The organism is Acidovorax facilis, from assembly GCF_023913775.1.
Taxonomy (GTDB): domain Bacteria; phylum Pseudomonadota; class Gammaproteobacteria; order Burkholderiales; family Burkholderiaceae_C; genus Acidovorax; species Acidovorax facilis.
Genome location: NZ_JAMXAX010000340.1, coordinates 1 through 390, shown reverse-complemented (window position 1 = coordinate 390; position 390 = coordinate 1). Strand labels below are relative to the sequence as shown.

Annotated in this window: 1 protein-coding gene; it reads left to right on the top strand. The window is 65.6% G+C overall.

What is annotated here, in order from left to right:
• Nucleotides 1–306: thrombospondin type 3 repeat-containing protein (locus NFX52_RS30500; protein ID WP_252636024.1), on the top strand; the 306-nt coding region annotated here is incomplete at its 5' end.
• Nucleotides 307–390 lie beyond the last annotated feature (84 nt).

The following is a 390-nucleotide window of genomic DNA, read 5'->3' as shown; positions in this document are numbered from 1 at the left end:
CACCGCCACGTCTGGGTCCAGGGCCACTGGGTGAAGGCGCGCCCTGGTTACTACTACCGCGAGCCGCGCTGGGTGGAACACGGCGGCCGGTGGGACCTGCGCCCCGGCCGCTGGGACCGTGATGGCGACGGCATCCCCAACCGCTATGACCGTGACCGCGATGGTGATGGTGTTCCCAACCGCTACGACCGCGATCACCACGACCGAGACCGCGATGGCGTGTCCAACCGCTATGACCGCGACCGTGACGGAGACGGCGTTCCCAATCGGCACGACCGCCGCCCGGACAACCCCTACCGCAATTGAACGATTGAACGATTGAACAGCTGAAGGAGCGCGGAGGCTCGCAAGCCCCGCGCTCCTTCAGCTGTTCAATCGTTCAATCGTTCA